Here is a 17,264-nt window from a genome sequence, read left to right as displayed (position 1 = left end):
GTCCCGGTTCACCGAAGTGGGGTGGGCCGGGGCCGCTTCGGTATGTCAGGGTGGTCGTCGCGTCAGCTCTGAAATGAGCCCGTCGATCACGCCCTGAGAACAGCATTTTTCGTCAACGCCCGTAACCAGACTTTGAGGAGGCTCGCCCACGATGGCGAACTACACTGCCGCCGACGTCAAGCGGCTCCGTGAGCTCACCGGCTCCGGAATGATGGACTGCAAGAACGCGCTCGCCGAGAACGACGGCGACTACGACAAGGCCGTCGAGTACCTGCGTATCAAGGGTGCCAAGGACGTCGGTAAGCGCGCCGAGCGCAACACCGCCGAGGGCCTCGTCGTCGCCGAGGGTGGCGTGCTCGTCGAGATCAACTCCGAGACCGACTTCGTGGCCAAGAACGCCGAGTTCCAGACGTTCGCCGCGTCCGTCGCGTCGACGGCTGCAGCAGGCAAGCCGGCCGATGTCGACGCACTCAAGGCGCTCGACCTGAACGGCAAGACCGTCGAGACGGCCCTGAACGAGTTGTCGGCCAAGATCGGCGAGAAGCTGGAAATTCGCCGCGTCGTGTCCTACGACGGCCACACCGCGACGTACCTGCACAAGCGCAGCGCGGACCTGCCGCCTGCCGTCGGCGTGCTGGTCGAATACACCGGTGACGGCGACGCCGCAGGCGATGCCGCTCGCGCGGCCGCCATGCAGATCGCCGCGCTCAAGGCCAAGTACGTCAGCCGTGACGAGGTCCCCGAGGATCTGGTTGCGGCCGAGCGTCGCATTGCCGAAGAGACCGCTCGCGAAGAAGGCAAGCCGGAGCAGGCTCTGCCGAAGATCGTCGAAGGTCGCGTCAACGGATTCTTCAAGGACGTCGTTCTCACCGAGCAGAAGTCGGTTCAGGACGGCAACAAGACCGTGAAGGCCATTCTCGACGAGGCCGGCGTGACCATCACCCGCTTCTCTCGATTCGAGGTCGGCGCCAGCTAGTCTGCGCACCTGTCGGTCGAGGCGATGCCGTTCATTCGATTCCATCGAGTGGGCGGCATCGTTCGTGCGCAGGGCAGGTGGGTGTGCAGGTCGGAGCCGTGTCCACCGATCGGGTGTCGATAGGGCAGGATGATCGGTGAGTAAACCGTAGTGTTCGACGAGTACCGAGGAGAGCTATGACCGATCCGGCCCCTGACCGTCCCGGGTTCCGACGTGTGATGCTCAAACTGGGTGGGGAGATGTTCGGTGGCGGCCAAGTGGGGCTCGACCCGGATGTCGTGAACAACGTTGCCGAACAGATCGCCGAGGTGGTGGCCACCGGAGTTCAGGTCGCCGTGGTGATCGGTGGCGGAAACTTCTTCCGTGGTGCCGAACTGCAGCAGCGCGGAATGGATCGATCTCGCTCGGACTACATGGGCATGCTCGGCACGGTCATGAATTGCCTTGCGCTGCAAGATTTCCTGGAAAAGCAGGGAGTGGCAACCAGGGTGCAGACGGCAATCACCATGGGCCAGGTCGCGGAGCCGTACTTACCACTACGCGCGCGCAGGCACCTGGAGAAGGGCCGCGTCGTGATCTTCGGGGCCGGGATGGGGATGCCGTACTTCTCCACCGACACCACGGCCGCACAGCGCGCTCTGGAAATCGGAGCCGAGGTGCTGCTGATGGCAAAGGGCGTCGACGGCGTCTACTCGGCCGATCCGCGTCTGGACCCCGACGCGACGATGTTCGACACGATCACTCACCGCGAAGCGATCGAGCAGGGACTCAAAGTCGCCGACGCGACTGCTTTCAGCCTCTGCATGGACAACCAGATGCCGATGTTGGTGTTCAATTTGTTGGTTCAAGGAAACATTGCTCGCGCCGTGGCGGGCGAGAAGATCGGCACGCTGGTCACGTCGTGAACGTCACCGACAAGACCGCGGGTGAATCGAGAACGAAGACGATGGAGGACAGATCGTGATTGACGAAGCGCTCTTCGACGCCGAAGAGAAGATGGAAAAGGCCGTATCGGTTGCACGTGACGATCTGTCCTCGATCCGTACCGGGCGTGCCAACCCCGGAATGTTCTCGCGCATCGTCATCGAGTACTACGGAGCGCCGACGCCGATCACTCAGCTGGCGAGCATCAGCGTTCCGGAAGCTCGTCTGGTCGTGATCAAGCCGTACGAGTCGAATCAGCTGGGGCCGATCGAAACTGCGATCCGCAACTCGGACCTCGGGGTGAACCCCACGAACGACGGCAACCTGATTCGTATCGGTGTGCCGCAGTTGACCGAGGAACGACGCCGCGAATTCGTCAAGCAGGCGAAGGGCAAGGGCGAGGACGCGAAGGTCTCCATTCGCAACGTTCGCCGCAAGACGATGGAAGAGCTCAAGCGGATCCAGAAGGACGGTGAAGCGGGCGAGGACGACGTCGTGCGCGCGGAAAACGAGCTCGACAAGACGACCGCCAAGTACACCGCGTCGGTGGACGAACTCGTCAAGCGCAAAGAGGGCGAGTTGATGGAGGTCTGACCTCCGAGAGGAATGGCTTTCACGACGGCAGACGATGAATCGCGAGGAGTTGACGACAGTGGTGGGACCGGATCGGCAGGAGGGCAGCGGTACGCCCGCTGCCTCGTCCGGGGTCGCTGCCGCGAAGTCCGCCGGGAAAGCCGGCCGTAATCTGCCTGCCGCGATCGGCGTCGGCGGCAGTTTGGGTATCGGGTTGATTCTCGTGCTCGTGTTCGTCCCGCTGGTGTGGATCGGGGTCGTCGCGGTTGCGTTGGCCGTCGCGACGTACGAGGTATCCAAGCGGCTCCGTGAGGGCGGTGTGCTGGTTCCGCGTATCCCGCTGATTCTCGGCGGTCAGGCCATGATCTGGCTGGGCTGGCCGTTCGGTGCCGTCGGAGTACTCAGTGCCGCGGTGGGCACCGTTGTGGTCTGCATGGTGTGGCTGTTACTCCGTCAGGGGTTCGGCACCGCACCGAAGAATTACCTCGAAGAACTCTCGGTCACCGTTCTGGTGGCCTGTTGGTTACCGCTCCTGGCCTCGTTCGCCGTTCTGATGGTTCTGCAGGACAACGGTGCCGGCCGCATCCTGGTGTTCGTCATCGGCGTCGTCTGTTCGGATGTCGGCGGCTACATCGCCGGCGTGTTGTTCGGCAAACACCCGATGGCACCGGCGATCAGCCCGAAGAAGTCCTGGGAGGGGCTCGTCGGGTCGCTCATCTTCTGCGTCATCGGTTGCCTGCTGACGGTGACCCTGATCCTCGAGGCGAACTCGATGATCGGTGTGTTGCTGGGAGTCGTGCTGGTCGTCACGGGCACCCTGGGCGACCTCATCGAATCGCAGGTCAAGCGCGACCTGAGAATCAAGGACATGGGCTCGTTGCTCCCCGGGCACGGCGGCATCATGGACCGACTCGACTCGCTGCTGCCGTCGGCGTTCGTTGCCTGGCTCGTTTTCACCGTCTTGCTCTGAAACGACTCGATCGGACGATGCGCGCAGATCGCGGCGGGGTGATCCCCAGTCCCAACATCTGGCACTGGCCACACTTGTACGAGGCGGAGAACCGTGCTCAAGATGTCGACGGTGCCGTGTTCGAGGCGATCAGGTCGGTCGCGAACTGGGCGTCCAAGGCAGTTGTCGACGTGGGCTGCGGAAGCGGATTTCACCTTCCGATCTTTGCCGCCGACGCCGCCGATGTGCTGGGCGTGGAGCCGCACGAACCGCTTGCGGCCGCGGCGAGATCGCGGGTGGCCGACCTCCCGAACGTCGACGTGAAGGTCGGTCGAGCAGATTCGCTACCCGCCGCCGATGGGAGCATCGACCTCGTTCATGCCCGCACGGCGTACTTCTTCGGCCCCGGCTGCGGTCCGGGTATTCGCGAGGCGATGCGCGTCCTCCGGCCCGGCGGCGCACTGGTCGTGGTCGACCTCGACGCGACGGCGTCGCCGTACGGTGACTGGATGCGTGCGGATCTTCCGCAGTACGATCCTGCGGCCGTCGAGGCATTCTTCGATGCGCAGGGGTTCGAGCTGCTTCGCGTCGGCACCAGATGGGCGTTTCCCGACCGTCGGACCTTGCGCGAGGTAATGGGAATCGAGTTCTCCCCGCGAGTAGCGCGTATGGCAGCACGGGAGGTCGACGGACTCGCTCTGAATGTGCGCTATCGCATCCACGTTCGGTACAAACCGGCGGGAGTCGAATTGCGCTGAGGTGGGCCCGCGCACCTCAGCGCCGAGTGATCAGGACGCGCCGGAGATTCCGAAAACCTCGGCGAGTTCGCTGATCTTGAGCGCCTTCGCCAGCCGAGGCAGGTCGCTACCGTCTTTGACGTGGGCACCGTCGGCGCCGAGAGCATCGATCACGTCGCGTGCCCAGGACACGTCCGTGGGTGAGGGTGCCAATTCGCGGTTGACGATGGCCACCTGATCGGTGTGCATGCACAGTTTGCCTGCCATGCCCATCGACAGCGTCAAGGCTGCATCGCGTCCGAGGATGCTGTCGTTCGCGGTCAACGTCGGACCGTCGATGGGTCCGGGCAGTCGTGCCACCCGTGAGGAGACGACCAGGCGCGAGCGGGGGTAGGCCATCGCCAGTGGATCGTCACTCATACCGGTGTCGCGTCGGAAGTCGCCGCTGCCGAAAGCGAGACGGAAGGTCGAATCCGCGCGGGCGATCTCGGTAGCCGCTTCGAGGCCCATGGCCGACTCGACCAACGCCAGAATCGGGGTACCGGGTGCCAGGCGGGCCGCGGTCGCCTCGACCTGGCCACCGCTTTCGGTCTTGGCGAGCATGACGCCGACCAGACCGGGGAGACCGGACAACGCGGCGAGATCGTCGGCCCAGTACGGGGTCGTTGCATCGTTGATGCGCACCCATGCGGAATTGCCCTGGCTCAGCCACTGAACAACAGCCTCGCGTGCGGCGGGCTTCTTGGCCGGAGCGACGGCGTCCTCGATGTCGAGGATGACGGCATCGACTCCCGACGCGACTGCATCGCCGAAGGTGTCGGGCTTGGTTGCGGGCACCAGCAGCCAGGAGCGCGCGCGGTCGGGGGCAACGCCGGATGCCACTGGTGTCTCCATGAAAGTTGTCACGTCATGCTCCTCGAGTGAAGTGGGGCACCCACAGCCTGATCGATTCAGTGAGTCAGCGCCAGCTTCTGTACATAGTGTTCACGAGCCGCGTTACTTCTTTTTCGCGGAGCGCCGTACCTGAAGGATTCGAGCCCCTCCCACCATGGCCATCACCAGTGCGCCCGCGATCGCGGCCAGCAACATGCTGATGCCGAGCGGAAGATCGAGCTGCCACGCGAAGATCTGCACGGTGACCGAGTCGAGGTTCTGCACGATGAACACGAGGAGAACGACCAGAACCACGGCTCCCACCACGAGGCCGGTCCACAGGGCAGCGGTGCGAGTGTGGGCTATGTCGTTCGAGCCGGCGGCCTGCCGCTCGGGAACGAACTCCGGATCGGGCGCCGAGTGACCGTCCGAATCCGGGGTGGTGATCGGAGCGAGGTCGCCCGAGGCCCTGTGTTCGCCGGGGAGGCCCGCGCTCGACTTGTCGAGCGATGTCTCGTGACTGTCTTCAGCTCTGGTGGCCATGTCGATGATCCTTCCGCACGTGGAGGTCGAATGCACGCGCATCCGGCCACGTCGCCAGTACCCGTCGGACAACGGTCGGAAACCGACGCGAATAGGACTGCGAGGCAAACGGGTGGACAATGGAGGCATGAGTGAGGCCGCCGACGCAACGAACACCTCGACCGAGCAGAAGAGACCGAATCTTCCCTTGGTCTTCACTGCGCCGCGCCGGGGCATGCCGTCGCGTCACCTCGCCGACCTGGACAAAGAGGGCCTCCGGGAGGCGGTGAAGGCGCTCGGACTGCCTGCATTCCGGGCGGATCAGCTGGCGCGCCACTACTACGCGCGGCTCGAAGCCGACACCACCAAGATGACCGACCTTCCGGCCGAGGCTCGCGAGAAGGTCGGTGCCGATCTCTTCCCCACGTTGCTGACGCCGATCAAGCACCTGGCATGTGACGACGGTGACACTCGAAAGACCCTGTGGAAGGCCAACGACGGGACGTTGCTCGAGAGCGTTCTGATGCGATACCCGGATCGGGCCACTCTGTGCATCTCCAGTCAGGCCGGGTGCGGAATGGCCTGTCCTTTCTGTGCGACCGGCCAGGCCGGTCTGACGAGAAACCTGTCGACCGCCGAGATCGTCGACCAGGTCCGTTCGGCTGCGGCCGATCTGCGTGACGGCGTGGTTCACGGCGGCGAAGGCCGACTGTCGAACGTGGTGTTCATGGGGATGGGCGAGCCGCTGGCCAACTACAAACGCGTCGTCGCTGCAGTGCGCAAGATCGTCTCACCGGCACCCGACGGTCTGGGACTCTCCCAACGTTCGGTCACCGTGTCGACGGTCGGTCTGGCTCCGGCCATTCGCAAGTTGGCCGACGAGGGATTGTCCGTCACGTTGGCTGTGTCCTTGCACACGCCCGACGACGAGCTTCGCGACACGTTGGTTCCGGTCAACAACCGGTGGTCGGTGGCGGAGGTTCTCTCCGCCGCTCGGTACTACGCCGATCAGACCGGTCGACGCGTCTCGATCGAGTACGCGATGATCCGGGACGTCAACGATCAGCCGTGGCGAGCGGACATGTTGGGAAAGAAGCTGCACAAGGCGCTCGGATCCCGGGTCCACGTGAACCTGATCCCGCTCAATCCGACTCCGGGCAGCGAGTGGGATGCCAGCCCGAAGCCGGTGGAGCGAGAATTCGTCAGACGAGTGATTGCGCAGGGTGTCTCGTGCACGGTGCGCGACACCCGTGGCCAGGAGATCGCCGCGGCGTGCGGTCAGCTGGCAGCCGAGAACTGACCGGCAGCTAGCGGGGCTTGCGGCGAACGATCACGTCACGCACGACCAGTCCGACCAGAGCGACGGCGAATCCGATCAGCCACAGGTCCTCGACCTTGCCGGTGTGGTTGCCGATGATCATGAAGAGCAGGAACGCGGCGACGACGATGGCGGCCACTCGCATCGCACGGTTCGACTCGCCACTCCATCCCCACTCGGCGGACGGCACGTCCGGAACCTCGTGACGGGTATCGACGACCTGGTCGTACGAAGCGGTTTCCAGTTCGTTGTTTGCCACCGGTCGGTCCTCTCGAGTGATGATTCACGTTGACGTGCGCACGAGGCGTCGAGGCTGCCGCGTTGCGACAATATTGGCATACGACCGCCCGTCGTAGCCATCAGGGTTGCGCTCACCCGGCGCGAGTATCTACTTCGGTGAGAGACTGCCTCGGTGACGTCCGAGCGCCTTCCGCACCCGTTGACCCAGTTTCCGCTGAGCTACCCCCGTGACATGGTCGGGTACGGCCGAACACCACCGGATGCCCAGTGGCCGGGAGAGGCGAACATCGCCGTCCAATTCGTCCTCAATTACGAGGAGGGCGCGGAGAACAATGTGCTCGACGGCGACACCAAGTCCGAGACGTTCCTGTCGGAAATGATCGGGGCACAAGCGTTTCCGAACCGTCACATGAGCATGGAGTCCCTGTACGAGTACGGATCCAGGGCAGGTGTGTGGCGAGTACTGCGAGCATTCGAGAAACGAGATCTACCTCTGACGGTGTTCGCCGTCGCGAAAGCCATGGAGCGAAATCCGGAAGTGGTTGCCGCGCTGGCAGAGCTGGGCCACGAGATCGCCTGCCACGGCCTGCGGTGGCTGTCCTATCAGCAGATCGACGAGAACGTCGAGCGCGAGCACATGGCCGAGGCCGTGGCGATCCTGACGGAGCTGACCGGCTCGGCCCCGCTGGGGTGGTACACCGGCCGCGATTCACCGAACACGCGATCACTCGTCGTCGAGCACGGTGGATTCGTGTACGACTCCGATTCCTACGCCGACGACCTGCCGTACTGGGAGAAGGTGTCCACGGGCAATGGGGCGGTCGATCACCTGGTGGTGCCGTACACCCTCGACACCAACGACATGCGATTCGCCTCACCGGGAGGCTTCTCGACCGGGGACGAGTTCTTCGCACATCTTCGGGACGCGTTCGACGTGCTCTATGCCGAAGGCGAGCACGGCAGCCCCAAGATGCTCTCGGTCGGATTGCACTGTCGACTGGTCGGCAGGCCGGCTCGTATCGCGGCCCTCGAACGGTTTCTCGATCACGTGCAATCCCACGAGAAAGTATGGGTCGCCAAGCGAATCGACATCGCCGAGCACTGGCGCGCCGTACACCCGCCCGGCTCCTGACTCAGCGCGGCGAACGGCAGGCCTTCGCCAGCGCAGTCAGATACCGGTCGGTGAACAGAGCCTGGACGCGCCTTCCCACCGGGCCGCCGAGCCTGGTGTACCAGCGGCCGGGGCTCGAGAACGCGGTGATGTGAGCGGTGACGGTTCCGTCCGCGGGGGAGTAGTCGACGTGGAACAGCTCCTCCCCGGACTCGGGATGCCCGTCGAGTGTGCCGTAGGCGAAGCCCTGTCGGTTGGCCTCGTCGATGACGTAGACGACCTTGCACGGGATACGGATCGGACCGAGCGTCAGAACGACCACCGCGTCGGGAACGGCGGAATCTTCGCTCGAATGGATCTTCAGACCGGCACCGCGATGCATGTCCCACCGCATCAGGGCATCCGCTGCGGCCAGGAAGTCGTCGAGCCCCGACCCGACCACTCGCGACCTCTCGACGTAGTGGTAACCCGGCGGGAAGGGTCCCTTCGTCGCCCCCACATCGGTGTAGTTGAACGATGCTGCGCTGTACTTCGAGACGTCCATGCCTTCCACCCTGCCAGCATCGGCGGAGCGCATAGGGGTTTCTCAGGCTCGGTAGGCAACAATGGACCGGTGCCAGACCATAGTGAGCGAACGACCACCTCGGATCGCCCCGAGCCGATTCGCGTGCTGCTGCTGGGGAGTACCGGTTCGATCGGCACCCAAGCGCTCGACGTCATCGCAGCCAACCCGGATCGCTTCGTTGTGGTCGGTCTCGCAGCGGGCGGCGGAAACATCGACCTGCTTCGTCGTCAGATCGCCGAAACCGGTGCCCAGCGTGTCGCAGTCGCCGACTCGGACGCCGCCGCCGCACTCGATTTTCCCGGAACACTCAGTGGGCCACGGGCAGTCACCGAGCTCGTCGAGACGACTCCGGCTGACGTCGTGCTCAATGCGCTGGTGGGTTCGCTCGGTCTCGAACCGACGCTCGCGGCGCTGAAAACCGGTGCCCGGCTCGCATTGGCCAACAAGGAATCACTGGTGGCGGGCGGCGAGCTCGTACTGGCCGCTGCCGCCCCCGGGCAAATCGTGCCGGTCGACTCGGAGCACTCCGCCTTGGCGCAGTGCCTACGAAGCGGCACCCGCAGCGAGGTGGATCGGTTGATCCTGACTGCGTCGGGTGGACCGTTCCGAGGGTGGACCGAGACCGAACTGAAGTCGGTCACCCCGAAGCAGGCCGCGGCCCATCCCACCTGGTCGATGGGTCCGATGAACACCTTGAACTCGGCGACCCTGGTGAACAAGGGGCTCGAGTTGATCGAGGCGCATCTGCTCTTCGGAGTGCCCTACGACAAGATCGACGTGACCGTTCACCGGCAATCCATCGTGCATTCCATGGTCACGTTCGTCGATGGCTCCACCATCGCCCAGGCCAGCCCGCCGGACATGAAGCTGCCGATCGGTCTGGCGCTCGGGTGGCCCGATCGGGTGTCCGATGTCGGTCGCGCACTCGACTTCACCTCGGCGTTCTCCTGGGACTTCGAGCCGCTGGACGATCGAGTGTTTCCCGCCGTACAGCTCGCACGCGAGGCCGGCATTCTGGGTGGTTGCACGACTGCGGTGTACAACGCGTCCAACGAGATCGCGGCCGAGGCATTCTTGGCCGGGCACATCGAATTCCCGCAGATCGTGCACACGGTGCGTGCGGTGGTCGACGACGGCAGGGCGGACTGGTCTGCGGTGCCGACTACCGTGGACGATGTTCTCGCGGCGGATTCCTGGGCTCGCGCACATGCGCGTGAGCTCCTGAAGCAGAAGGGCCTCTGACTCACATGGTGTTCGCACTCGGCGTCGTGCTGTTCGCCATCGGCATCGGTGTGTCGATCGCACTGCACGAGGCAGGACACATGTGGACCGCAAAAGCGCTCGGCATGAAGGTCCGTAGGTATTACATCGGTTTCGGTCCCAAGATTTTCTCCTTCCGGCGCGGCGAGACCGAGTACGGCCTCAAGGCGATTCCAGCCGGAGGATTCTGCGACATCGCCGGAATGACGGCGATCGACGAGCTCGCACCCGACGAAGTCGAGCGAGCCATGTATCGCCAGAAGACGTGGAAGCGGATCGTCGTCATGGTCGGCGGCATCGCGATGAACTTCGTGCTCGGCATCGTGCTGGTGTACGCGTTGGTGCTCGGCTGGGGAACCCCGGATCGGGTGACGCCGCCGACCGTCCAGGTCAGCGATGTCGTGTGCATCGCACCCTCGCAAACCGAGGACGGCGAACTCGCGCCGTGCTCGGGAGTGAGCCCGGCTGAGCAAGCGGGGCTCCGCAAGGGCGACGTGGTCACCGCAGTGAACGGCGAGCCGGTGCAGTACTGGTCCGAGGTCGTCGAAACTGTGCAGGCGTCTTCGGGGCCGGTGGATCTGACCGTCGAGCGAGACGGTTCGTCGCTGGACCTGACTATCCCGGTGACCGAGGTTCAGCGCTACGTCACCGATCCGGACACCGGAGCCAAGGAGTCCACGACCGTAGGCGCGGTCGGCGTCAGCGGTTCCACGATCGCGCCGCCGAATGTTCGGTACAACCCGATCGAGGCGGTACCCGAGACGTTCGTCTTCACCGGCGACATCTTCGTCCAGACCGGCAAAGCGCTCGTGCAGCTTCCCACCAAGGTGCAGGCGCTGTGGGAGTCGATCTTCGGTGGCGAACGTGGCCTCGACACCCCGATGAGCGTCGTGGGTGCGAGCGTGATCGGAGGTCAGGCCGCCGAGAACGACAACTGGGCAACCTTCGTGGGACTTCTCGCCTCGTTGAACTTCTTCCTCGGAGCGTTCAACATCGTTCCGTTGTTGCCGCTCGACGGTGGACACATCGCCGTGACCATCTACGAGCGCATCCGCAACATCTTCCGCAACCGCCGCGGCCTACCCGACGGCGCTCCGGTGGACTACATGAAACTCATGCCGGTCACCTACGTGGTCATCGTCGTTTTCATCGGGTTCTCCTTGTTGACGCTCACGGCGGACATCGTCAACCCCATTCAGATCTATCAGTAGACTCGTCAGTCGTAGCTAGGAAAGAAGGCCACTGTGACCGTGTCAGTCGGATTGGGAATGCCGGCACCGCCGGTGCCCGTGCTCGCGCCACGTCGAAAGACCAGGCAGCTCCAGGTCGGCACGGTGGGAGTGGGTAGTGACAGCCCCATCTCGGTGCAGTCCATGTGCACCACCAAGACTCACGACATCAACGCCACGCTGCAGCAGATCGCCGAGCTGACGGCGTCGGGCTGCGACATCGTGCGTGTGGCGTGCCCCACACAGGATGACGCCGATGCGCTGTCGATCATCGCCAAGAAGAGCCAGATCCCGGTGATCGCCGACATCCACTTTCAGCCCAAGTACATCTTCGCCGCGATCGATGCGGGCTGCGCCGCGGTCCGCGTCAATCCCGGCAACATCAAGGAATTCGACGGTCGCGTCAAGGAAGTCGCCAAGGCTGCAGGCGATGCGAACATCCCGATCCGCATCGGTGTGAACGCTGGATCACTCGATCCCCGCCTGATGAAGAAGTACGGCAAGGCCACTCCCGAGGCACTCGTCGAGTCGGCGCTGTGGGAGGCCGGACTGTTCGAAGAACACGGGTTCGGCGATATCAAGATCTCCGTCAAGCACAACGACCCTGTCGTGATGGTCGCCGCCTACGAGCAGCTCGCCGCGCAGTGCGACTACCCGCTGCACCTCGGCGTCACCGAGGCCGGGCCCGCGTTCCAGGGGACCATCAAGTCCGCAGTCGCCTTCGGCGCGTTGCTGTCCAAGGGGATCGGCGACACCATTCGCGTCTCCTTGTCGGCGCCGCCTGCGGAGGAGATCAAGGTGGGCAACCAGATTCTGCAGTCCTTCAATCTCCGCCCCCGCAAGCTCGAGATCGTCTCGTGCCCGTCCTGTGGGCGTGCGCAGGTCGACGTCTACACCCTTGCCGACGAGGTCACTGCGGGCCTCGAAGGCATGGAGATCCCGCTGCGCGTTGCCGTGATGGGCTGCGTCGTCAACGGACCGGGCGAGGCGCGTGACGCTGATCTGGGCGTGGCATCGGGCAACGGCAAGGGCCAGATCTTCGTCAAGGGCAAGGTCATCAAGACCGTGCCCGAGGCGCAGATAGTGGAGACCTTGATCGAGGAAGCAATGCGCATCGCCGAGGAATTCGAGAAGGACGAGTCTGCAGACGGTGGCGCTCCGGTGGTGACCGTCAGCTGAGCAGGACGAACCCGGTCGTCATCCGGTTTGTCGCACTGCCACCGGGGGAACACGTTCTCTGGAATGATTCGGTGCACGCTCGGTCGATGTGTACGCGGTAGGTGGGTCAGGAGGTCGGTAGGTGCTCAAGCTCCTCGGTGCGAAGCCTCTCGGTAATCGAGACACCGCACACGTGCTGCGGGTGCTCGACGCCGACCCGGTCGCGACCTGCATGGTTGCCGCCCGGGTGCAAGAATCCGGACTGGATCCCAGGTCGTTTCACGGTGAGATGTGGAGTAGGGGCGGCCCGGACGAATCGTTGTGCTTCTACGGAGCGAACCTCGTCCCACTGCTCGGATCGGGCGACGACCTCCGGTCGTTCGCAGACCGTGCGTGCCGCGGCCCCCGATTGTGTTCCTCGCTGGTCGGGCGGGCCGAACTGACGCTGCCGCTGTGGGAGATGCTCGAGACCGACTGGGGCCCCGCCCGGGAGGTCCGCGGTGAGCAACCACTGCTGGCCACGTCGGTGCGCTCGTCTTTGCCACCCGATCCTCAGGTCCGTCTCGTTCGACCCGACGAGCTCGACGTGTATCTCACTGCGGCCGTCGCCATGTTCATCGAGGAAGTCGGAGTCGACCCCCGGCAGAACGACGGCGGCCGTGGATACAGACGCCGGATCTCGAGTCTCATTGCGGCGCAGCGTGCCTGGGCTCGATTCGAGGACGGCCGAGTGGTGTTCAAGGCCGAGATCGGATCGCAGTCGGCGACGGTGGGCCAGATCCAGGGCGTGTGGGTTCACCCCGACCGGCGTGGACACGGTCTCGGTGCGTCCGGTACCGCCGCAGTGGTCGACTCGGTCGTTCGTCAGGGCCGCACCGCCAGCCTGTACGTCAACAGCTTCAACTACGTCGCCCGGCGGGCGTACGCGAAAATCGGGCTGACTCAGGTGGCAACCTTCACCACGGTATTGCTCGATTAGCTTGTCGCGAACCGCGTTTCGTTGCCATCGGTCAGGGGTGCGCCCTATTACGATGGGGCGCAATGAGATCACGTGGTGCAACCGAGATGCGGTATCGAGTCGGCGTGGTGCTGGCGATCGGAGCCGTGGTTGCTGCCTCGCTCACCGGGTGTACCCCCAAGCCCGACGGCCCGGAGCCCGCGGCCCAGGCATTTCTCGCCGCCTTCGAGTCCAATGACATCGCAGCTGCCGCTGCGGACACCGACAAGCCCGATGCCGCCGCTACCGCACTGACCGAGGCGTGGACCAATCTGCAGGCCGAGTCCTTGGACGCGCAGACGACGTCGGTGCAGGTCGACGGAGATACCGCAACAGTCGGTTACACGTACACGTGGCAGCTGCCGAAGGACCGGGTGTGGACCTACGACGGTCAGCTGAACATGGGGCGCAGCGAGGGCGACTGGGTGGTGCGCTGGACGGCGTCGGACATCCATCCCAAGCTCGGTGACACCCAAACCATGTCGCTGCGCTCGACGGCGGCCCCGAGGGCCCGCGTCAACGAGCGTTCCGGAACCGACGTTCTGGTGCCCGGCGTCGTGCATCGAATCAAGTTCGACGCAGCGAATGCGAACAACGTGGTGGCATCGGCGACTGCGTTGTCGACGCTGCTGACTCCGTTCGACGCGTCGATCACGGCTCAGTCCATCGTGGAGTCGGCCACCTCGGTCGACGGCGACTATCCGGTGGCGTTGCTGCGTGAGAGCGACTTTCAGCCCATCTCGGCCGCGCTCACCGAGATTCCCGGTGTCACGGCATCCGACGAGTCGGATCTGGTGTCCACCGACCCCACGTTCGCGCCGGATCTGGTGGGTCAGGTCAAGAAGGCCGTCATCGACGAGGTCGACGGTCAGGCGGGCTGGAGCGTGGTGACCAGCAACCGCAACGGCGTCGACGTCGACGTTCTGACCGATACTCCGCCGCAGCCCGCTCCATCCTTCTCGATCAGCCTCGATCGCAATATCCAGGTCGCGGCGCAGCGAGCAGTGAACGCGCGCACCGAGCAGGCGATGACGGTGGTCATTCAACCGTCGACGGGTGCGATCCTGGCGGTAGCGCAGAACCCGGCTGCCGACCGGGACGGACCGGTGGCGTCCGCCGGTCTCTACCCGCCCGGATCGACGTTCAAGATCATCACCGCCGGCGCGGCCATTTCGAGCGGACTGGCGACCCCGGGCAGCACCGTTCCGTGTCCGGGTCGCATCGAGATCGGCGAGCGCAGTGTGCCCAACTACAACGAGTTCTCGCTCGGCGACGTCACGATGAGTACCGCGTTCACTCGATCGTGCAACACCTCGTTCGCGAAACTGGCCAGCGAGATGTCGCCCGACGCGTTGACCGTCGCGGCATCTCAGTTCGGCGTCGGCCCGGATTACGACGTCGTCGGGCTGCCGACCGACTCGGGTTCGGTGCCCCCGGCGGACGAGCTCGTCCAACGCACCGAGGACGGCTTCGGGCAGGGCAAGGTGGTCGTCTCCACCTTCGGCATGGCCTTGGCCGCGGCGACGGTGGCCCACGGTTCGACTCCGGTGCCGAACCTGTTGGTGGGACGCGACACGGTGATCACCGGTGATCACCCGCCGATCGAACCGGCGATGGTCGACGGACTACGCGGGATGATGCGATCGGTGGTCACCAGCGGTACGGCCGAGCGCATCGCAGACCAGGGTGAGGTCTACGGAAAGACCGGTGAGGCCGAGGTCGAGGGCGGCTCGCACTCGTGGTTCGTCGGCTATCGAGGCGACATTGCGTTCGCCACGCTCGTGGTGCGCGGGGGAAGCTCGGACAACGCTGTCGCGGTGACCCGGGAGATGTTCGAGCAGCTGCCGCCGGGGTACTGAGAGCGACCGGCCGGTGCGGCGGGTCAGGACGTCACGATGCCCAGCCGACGGCACGCCACCACGGCTTCGTATCGGGTATGCGACTCGGTTTTTCGCATCACGCTCCGCAGGTACGACTTGACCGTTTCGGCACCGATCGACAGGCGCTGTGCAACCTCGATGTTGGTGCAGCCCAACGCAACCTGTGAGATCACGTCGATTTCGCGTGGTGTCAACAGGGGTCGAGACTGCGGTACGGTGCCGTCCGGCTGTATCTCTGTGGACGACACTCCCTGGCCGAGGGTCGCTGCCATGCGAGCAGTGACCAGATCGAGTCTGCGCCGGATCTTCTCGTCACCCACGGACCGAGCGAGATCGGCCAGCTCCTCGTGAACGCTGCGCAGTTCGGCGGCCCGCGACAGGTCCGAATCGACAATCGAACGGGTGGTCGCCAGTAGACGAACCCTGCGGTCGACCTCGTCGCGAACGGCGATCTCCTGCCCGAGGCGTCGCGCGGCTGCCGTCATGATGTCGCCGACGCGATCGCCGAGCGGGCCTCGCTCGCGTACCGCGGCGTACATCACTATCCGAGCGACTCCCGCCACCACCACAGGCATCGCGAGGATCGATTTGAGGCCTTCGCCGAGCACCGGTCGATCGAAGTGATGGGTGATCGACATGGACGATCCGTAGTCGCTCACGGCTGCCGGTCTGCGCTGCTCCATGACGCGTCCACCGAGGCCCGACCGAGGTGGGATGGCGAGTCCGTCGAGACCGCGGGTGCGGGTGCCCTGGAACTCGCTCAGATACAGAGTTTCCGAAGAGACTTCGCCGCCGAACACGACGGGCACATTCGACGTTGCCGCCACCTGGCGTAGTTCGGCGCGCAGAGCGTCGCCGTCACGAGGGCGCAGCAGATTCGAATGAACCATGGTGCTTCCCTCCTTCGAGTCGGCAATCAGCGTCGGCAGTCGGCATTGAACGTGACCCAGATCATATCCGCTCGAGAGAACGATGATTCGATTGCCCGGGCACCCTGCGCTGGGCGGAGTGTCGGTACGGGGCCGACTACTCTGGGGCACATGTCTGTGACCGCCGAGAGCAAGCCCCGTCAGCCACTCGTACCAGGCGTCGTATCGCCCGTCCTCGCGGTGCCCAAGTCGATCGAGCGGCCCGAGTACGCGTGGAAGTCGACTGTCGCCGAAGGCAGCGAACCGTGGGTGCAGACTCCCGAGGTCATCGAGAAGATGCGGGTGGCATCGAAGATTGCGGCCAGGGCCCTACAGGAAGCGGGCCGGGCGGTGGCACCGGGAGTGACGACCGACGAGCTCGACCGCATCGCTCACGACTACATGATCGATCACGGCGCATACCCGTCGACGTTGGGCTACAAGGGTTTTCCGAAGTCGTGCTGCACCTCGCTCAACGAGGTCATCTGTCACGGCATCCCCGACTCGACGGTGATCGAGGACGGCGACATAGTCAACATCGACGTCACCGCGTACATCGACGGAGTACACGGAGATACCAACGCAACGTTTTTGGCCGGCAACGTCTCCGAGGAGGCCCGCCTACTCGTCGAGCGCACGCACGAGGCCACCATGCGGGCCATCAAGGCCGTCAAGCCGGGTCGCGCACTGAACGTGGTGGGCCGCGTCATCGAGTCGTATGCGCACCGGTTCGGCTACGGAGTGGTCGAGGATTTCACCGGACACGGCATCGGTACCACCTTCCACAACGGTCTCGTCGTTCTGCACTACGACCAGCCGTCGGTGGACACCGTCATCGAGCCCGGGATGACCTTCACGATCGAACCGATGATCAACCTGGGCACGATCAACGCCGAGATGTGGGACGACGGCTGGACGGTGGTCACGCACGACAAGAAGTGGACCGCGCAGTTCGAGCACACCCTTGTGGTCACCGAGACGGGCAGCGAGATTCTGACCCTGCCGTGAGCGGAGCCTGCGGAGTGAACAGAAAAAAACGAATGC

General features: G+C 64.6%; 18 protein-coding genes. 13 read left to right on the top strand and 5 right to left on the bottom strand.

Annotation, left to right across the window (positions count from 1 at the left end):
• Positions 1–151 precede the first annotated feature (151 nt).
• From tsf to CH294_RS24070, 5 genes are all read left to right on the top strand, one after another.
• On the top strand, positions 152–976 hold the full coding sequence (tsf, locus tag CH294_RS24090; RefSeq protein ID WP_094739243.1) for a translation elongation factor Ts: 825 nt from the start codon (positions 152–154) through the stop codon (positions 974–976).
• A gap of 176 nt (positions 977–1,152) precedes the next feature.
• A complete protein-coding gene (gene pyrH, locus CH294_RS24085) occupies positions 1,153–1,881 on the top strand; it encodes a UMP kinase (protein WP_032377051.1) in 729 nt (242 codons plus the stop codon).
• A gap of 55 nt (positions 1,882–1,936) precedes the next feature.
• Positions 1,937–2,494: a ribosome recycling factor gene (frr, locus tag CH294_RS24080; protein WP_027496705.1), complete on the top strand. Its 558-nt coding sequence runs from the start codon at positions 1,937–1,939 to the stop codon at positions 2,492–2,494.
• Between the two features lie 34 nt (positions 2,495–2,528).
• Positions 2,529–3,443, top strand: a complete 915-nt coding sequence (locus CH294_RS24075) for a phosphatidate cytidylyltransferase (protein WP_032377052.1) — start codon at positions 2,529–2,531, stop codon at positions 3,441–3,443.
• Positions 3,444–3,460: 17 nt separating this feature from the next.
• Positions 3,461–4,180 (top strand): class I SAM-dependent methyltransferase, encoded by a 720-nt coding sequence (locus CH294_RS24070; RefSeq protein WP_094739242.1) that lies wholly within the window; start codon positions 3,461–3,463, stop codon positions 4,178–4,180.
• Positions 4,181–4,210: 30 nt separating this feature from the next.
• On the opposite strand, the gene CH294_RS24065 is transcribed toward CH294_RS24070, so the two are convergent.
• Both CH294_RS24065 and CH294_RS24060 read right to left on the bottom strand, forming a co-directional pair.
• Positions 4,211–5,065, bottom strand: coding sequence for a CoA ester lyase (locus tag CH294_RS24065; RefSeq protein ID WP_170944837.1), 855 nt, complete (start codon positions 5,063–5,065; stop codon positions 4,211–4,213).
• A gap of 90 nt (positions 5,066–5,155) precedes the next feature.
• Positions 5,156–5,575 carry a lipopolysaccharide assembly protein LapA domain-containing protein gene (locus tag CH294_RS24060; RefSeq protein WP_094705030.1) on the bottom strand — a complete coding sequence of 140 codons (420 nt, stop codon included), beginning with the start codon at positions 5,573–5,575 and terminating at the stop codon, positions 5,156–5,158.
• A gap of 127 nt (positions 5,576–5,702) precedes the next feature.
• Between CH294_RS24060 and rlmN the strand changes: the two genes are divergently transcribed.
• Entirely contained in the window at positions 5,703–6,854 is a 1,152-nt protein-coding gene (rlmN, locus tag CH294_RS24055; protein ID WP_052058493.1) for a 23S rRNA (adenine(2503)-C(2))-methyltransferase RlmN, read from the top strand.
• A gap of 7 nt (positions 6,855–6,861) precedes the next feature.
• Here rlmN and CH294_RS24050 read toward each other — a convergent pair whose 3' ends face one another.
• Positions 6,862–7,131, bottom strand: a complete 270-nt coding sequence (locus tag CH294_RS24050) for a DUF2631 domain-containing protein (RefSeq protein ID WP_032377055.1) — start codon at positions 7,129–7,131, stop codon at positions 6,862–6,864.
• Between the two features lie 213 nt (positions 7,132–7,344).
• On the opposite strand from CH294_RS24050, the gene puuE reads away from it, so the two are divergent.
• Positions 7,345–8,244 carry an allantoinase PuuE gene (puuE, locus tag CH294_RS24045; RefSeq protein WP_032403600.1) on the top strand — a complete coding sequence of 300 codons (900 nt, stop codon included), beginning with the start codon at positions 7,345–7,347 and terminating at the stop codon, positions 8,242–8,244.
• Position 8,245: 1 nt separating this feature from the next.
• Here puuE and CH294_RS24040 read toward each other — a convergent pair whose 3' ends face one another.
• Positions 8,246–8,767 (bottom strand): DUF1990 domain-containing protein, encoded by a 522-nt coding sequence (locus CH294_RS24040; protein WP_094705028.1) that lies wholly within the window; start codon positions 8,765–8,767, stop codon positions 8,246–8,248.
• A gap of 69 nt (positions 8,768–8,836) precedes the next feature.
• On the opposite strand from CH294_RS24040, the gene dxr reads away from it, so the two are divergent.
• The 5 genes from dxr to CH294_RS24015 all read left to right on the top strand — a co-directional run bounded on the left by dxr (position 8,837) and on the right by CH294_RS24015 (position 15,291).
• Positions 8,837–10,030: a 1-deoxy-D-xylulose-5-phosphate reductoisomerase gene (gene dxr, locus CH294_RS24035; protein ID WP_249305473.1), complete on the top strand. Its 1,194-nt coding sequence runs from the start codon at positions 8,837–8,839 to the stop codon at positions 10,028–10,030.
• Between the two features lie 5 nt (positions 10,031–10,035).
• Positions 10,036–11,259 (top strand): site-2 protease family protein, encoded by a 1,224-nt coding sequence (locus CH294_RS24030; RefSeq protein WP_094739240.1) that lies wholly within the window; start codon positions 10,036–10,038, stop codon positions 11,257–11,259.
• A gap of 33 nt (positions 11,260–11,292) precedes the next feature.
• Positions 11,293–12,456 (top strand): flavodoxin-dependent (E)-4-hydroxy-3-methylbut-2-enyl-diphosphate synthase, encoded by a 1,164-nt coding sequence (gene ispG / locus CH294_RS24025; protein WP_170944836.1) that lies wholly within the window; start codon positions 11,293–11,295, stop codon positions 12,454–12,456.
• 121 nt (positions 12,457–12,577) lie between these two features.
• Positions 12,578–13,414, top strand: coding sequence for a GNAT family N-acetyltransferase (locus tag CH294_RS24020; RefSeq protein WP_032403196.1), 837 nt, complete (start codon positions 12,578–12,580; stop codon positions 13,412–13,414).
• Between the two features lie 62 nt (positions 13,415–13,476).
• On the top strand, positions 13,477–15,291 hold the full coding sequence (locus CH294_RS24015) for a penicillin-binding transpeptidase domain-containing protein (RefSeq protein ID WP_230592478.1): 1,815 nt from the start codon (positions 13,477–13,479) through the stop codon (positions 15,289–15,291).
• Positions 15,292–15,314: 23 nt separating this feature from the next.
• On the opposite strand, the gene CH294_RS24010 is transcribed toward CH294_RS24015, so the two are convergent.
• Entirely contained in the window at positions 15,315–16,202 is an 888-nt protein-coding gene (locus CH294_RS24010; protein WP_094739239.1) for a LuxR C-terminal-related transcriptional regulator, read from the bottom strand.
• Between the two features lie 150 nt (positions 16,203–16,352).
• On the opposite strand from CH294_RS24010, the gene map reads away from it, so the two are divergent.
• The gene (map, locus tag CH294_RS24005; protein ID WP_094739238.1) at positions 16,353–17,228 is read left to right on the top strand and encodes a type I methionyl aminopeptidase; all 876 of its coding nucleotides are present in this window, start codon (positions 16,353–16,355) and stop codon (positions 17,226–17,228) included.
• The last annotated feature ends 36 nt before the right edge of the window (positions 17,229–17,264 follow it).

It is taken from the genome of Rhodococcus sp. 14-2483-1-1 (assembly GCF_002259335.1).
Lineage (GTDB): Bacteria > Actinomycetota > Actinomycetes > Mycobacteriales > Mycobacteriaceae > Rhodococcoides.
Note: the sequence above shows the minus strand (reverse complement) of the source record. Positions and strands in the feature narration are given on the sequence as shown.